Source organism: Chitinophaga sp. 30R24 (assembly GCF_049056765.1).
Taxonomy (GTDB): domain Bacteria; phylum Bacteroidota; class Bacteroidia; order Chitinophagales; family Chitinophagaceae; genus Chitinophaga.
Genome location: NZ_JBJGXX010000032.1, coordinates 1 through 3,225, shown reverse-complemented (window position 1 = coordinate 3,225; position 3,225 = coordinate 1). Strand labels below are relative to the sequence as shown.

Annotated in this window: 5 protein-coding genes; all 5 read right to left on the bottom strand. The window is 39.7% G+C overall.

The features are described 5' to 3' along the window. Window positions 1–356: 356 nt before the first annotated feature. On the bottom strand, window positions 357–710 hold the full coding sequence (locus ACDQ55_RS21575) for a hypothetical protein (protein WP_420983716.1): 354 nt from the start codon (window positions 708–710) through the stop codon (window positions 357–359). A gap of 22 nt (window positions 711–732) precedes the next feature. Beyond that, a complete protein-coding gene (locus ACDQ55_RS21570) occupies window positions 733–1,218 on the bottom strand; it encodes a hypothetical protein (RefSeq protein ID WP_420983715.1) in 486 nt (161 codons plus the stop codon). 40 nt (window positions 1,219–1,258) lie between these two features. After that, a complete protein-coding gene (locus tag ACDQ55_RS21565) occupies window positions 1,259–1,585 on the bottom strand; it encodes a hypothetical protein (RefSeq protein WP_420983714.1) in 327 nt (108 codons plus the stop codon). A gap of 109 nt (window positions 1,586–1,694) precedes the next feature. Next, complete coding sequence (locus ACDQ55_RS21560) at window positions 1,695–2,024, bottom strand: hypothetical protein (RefSeq protein ID WP_420983713.1); 330 nt, start codon at window positions 2,022–2,024, stop codon at window positions 1,695–1,697. Continuing rightward, window positions 2,021–3,225, bottom strand: a 1,205-nt coding sequence (locus ACDQ55_RS21555) for an RHS repeat-associated core domain-containing protein (RefSeq protein ID WP_420983712.1), incomplete at its 5' end; no start/stop codon positions are given. The genes ACDQ55_RS21555 and ACDQ55_RS21560, both read right to left, overlap by 4 nt.

Below are 3,225 nucleotides of genomic sequence, written 5' to 3'. Positions count from 1 at the left end.
TTAGAACTCAAATAGGCTTGAATAATAAGATGCTTGTCGATTTCCAGATAATAACCATTCTTAATTTTGACGATTTTTTCATTTTTTTACACGTTTTGTGTAAACTTATTTTAGGACAAGACACTCTACGGATAAAGCCAGCGCTGCGCTTCATGACGCAGAAGTAATCAGGTATTTTAAAGAGATTGAAGCACTACCTCATGAGGATAAAGAAGCGCTACTGCGCGTCATTGCAGCCTTTATCAGGGATGTTAAAACTAAACAAACTTATACGCATTAGCAGTGTAGAAGTCAATAACAATAAATAAGGCCCAGCTGGTGACTGGACCTTATTTATTGTTATTGACTTCTACATATTACTTTGCCATATCTCTCCTTGCTAAATCAAGAGCTACAGCTAATTGTATTTGCTTTATCCTACTCAATCTAAACATATATTGAGGAATCAATATTGATTCTACTATTGGCGCCACAACGTTGTCATGGCTAAGTTCTATTTTGGCTATAACATCATCATTAATTAATATCTTGTAAAGATCCTCGCCTTGCTCAGGTATCCAATGAATTATATAAGCTGTAAGCATTTGTGGATACAGCTTCTTTAATACCTCTAATAACCTTTGATCACCATCTGAACTAAACAAAGATTGATTAGACTTCATAAGTTCCTCACGAAATTCTTGTTCCGTTCTACTTCCAATAAGCTTCATACCATGTTGTCCTTTAAAAAATTTATTTTACTACTCCAGGTGTCGCCGTTTCTAAATTACCAAACTTATCTGTCATAATAGTCATTCTAGAGGTTGGATTATAGTTATCATATTTATCAAGGCCAATTGGATTATCAAAAGTAACCTCACGAATATATAGTGTTCCTTTCCCCTTACTTTCCACCGTCCTAGTAATAGGGGTTTCCACAACATCTTTTTGGGAAAGTAATGAACGAAGCTCGCCCTGAGATACTGTAAACTTTGAAGCATTCTTATTTCCAAAATGTCTATCCACCACATGCGCCCAGCCTTCATTCGTTATATTGATACGAGATTGGACACGTCCAGGAACATTCAGGTCCCCTTCTGTATTAGCACCACTGGATGTTTCAGGTGTTGAATTTGCCAGCAAAATCGGAGATATCTTGATTTGAGGTACTACAGTCTTAGCTACAACTGACTCAACATTAGCAATGGCCAATCTAGGTGCAACCCCCGCACCTCCCATACCTGGCATAGGAGCAGCCGCACCAACCTGACTTCCTCTATCATATGATCCGGCATGCCCTGCATTTATACCTATACTTTCTGCTGATTCCTAAACCCGGCATCGGCAATTTAACCGGAACTGCAATTTGTTGCACGTTCTCCTGCCGGTTCAATAAGCCTAAACGGGTGCTCCCATAAAGGTCAGACGATATCAGCGTAAGGTCTCCATGATTAACAGCAGGATTTCTTTTGGTGTAAACACCCATCACATTGCCCGTGGCATCACGCACATACCAGGTTTCCAACAGCAATACGTTTAAAGATCCTACTATGTTGCAGCGGCTTAATGAGATCAGCTCATTGCCTGAAGAAGATAAACACTGCATTTTATATACTATTGATAGTCTGCTACAAAACGCCAGAACTAAAAAGGCATTTGCACATAAATAGTAAAACCCGGTCGCTGACCGGGTTTTACTATTTATGTGCAAATGTTTATGGTATTTTTCCACCATGCCATATGCCTAAGTGTTCTTCTACGATAAACTCTGCAAACTTATGAAGCGTATCGCCCACATTCAAAACCATGCCTTTTATTAGCGGTTGCTCTAATTGTAATTGATTTAATACTACCATATCTACCTTAACACTTTCACCCTCTACTATTTCAATATCAGAAATTATAGACGATGAAGTTGACTTTCCATTAAGTTGAGTATACCAAACAATAGATCGCAATCCTCTTCTTATTGGACCTCGGAATGCCGATTTTGAATTCCCTAAAAAATTTAACTGTCCTCTTATTAATACTGTCTCTACTTTCATTGTACAAAAGGAATGATGTGATAAGATTTTATTGCCTTATTTACTTGCTGCAATGCTTCCATACTTTCTATCGTACCACTAGGACCTAAAAACTCATCAACTTGAACCATCGTATTTATTGCTTCCCCCTCTCCTATGAGGCTCGTTGGCACTTTCAATACTAAATTAAAACCATTACCAAACCCTGTTTTATTAAAATTATTCAAGCCCGCTTCGGTCAACCAAAATTGCTTCGCTTCCAATGTACCTTGTCCAAATGATAATCTACCAGTGGTGGTAAAACTAGTAGCTTCTGCTTCAGAAACACTACGATATATGGTAGTCGTTGCTGTAGTTGCCTTTCCATGTCCACCGAACATGTTCATTCCACCACTTGCATATTCTCTGCGAGCCTCCATACTAGCAAAGGCCGTCCCTCTAAATATCTTATCCCAACGACCTTCTCCCGGATGATAACCAGAAAATGATTGCCACGCCCGATAAGCCTCTACCTGGCTATCATAATTCTTGCCATTGGCGTAATTCCAATAAGTAAATGTACCTGGATCATAAGGATTAGTTGAGTTAACAGCCGTTTTAGAAGTACCATTTACTGTAAACGACCTATTACTTCCGAGAGTTACACTTTCCCCTGATTTACTTGTATAACTATAACCAGGACCTCTATAAGTCGCGCCTTCTCCGTAACGCTGGGTTGCAGACTTCTGATCTGTTACTTTATCATCCCATAACGTTTGACCATCCTTCGTCTCTACCCATTCATCCAGCCCACCAGTAGGATCAATATTATTTACAGGATTGTTCCTCATTGCATTGTAAGGTGTCCAGGAGACTCTTTCACTTCCCATTGGATCTACACCCAAAAACTTTCCTACCCTCGGATCATAAATCCTCATCCCATAATCCTGCTGATTCCCTTCCCCCTTAACCTCATTATCATTCTCCTTCCCATTAAACCCATACCTATACCTACCTGGCACACTATTATAAACACTACTATCAATTGGCGCTACATACCCATTCAACGTAAAATTATCTATCCGGAAGGTGCCCTGGTTACCTGTTCTGTTACTCAAGATAACCTCTACGGTTACTTTGCCCATCAGGTTGGTGACTGGATTACTCACGGCTAATGTGCCTGTAGATCTCATGACATGCGATCCACCTGATACGTCTACATAAATAGTATCTGCACCTGATG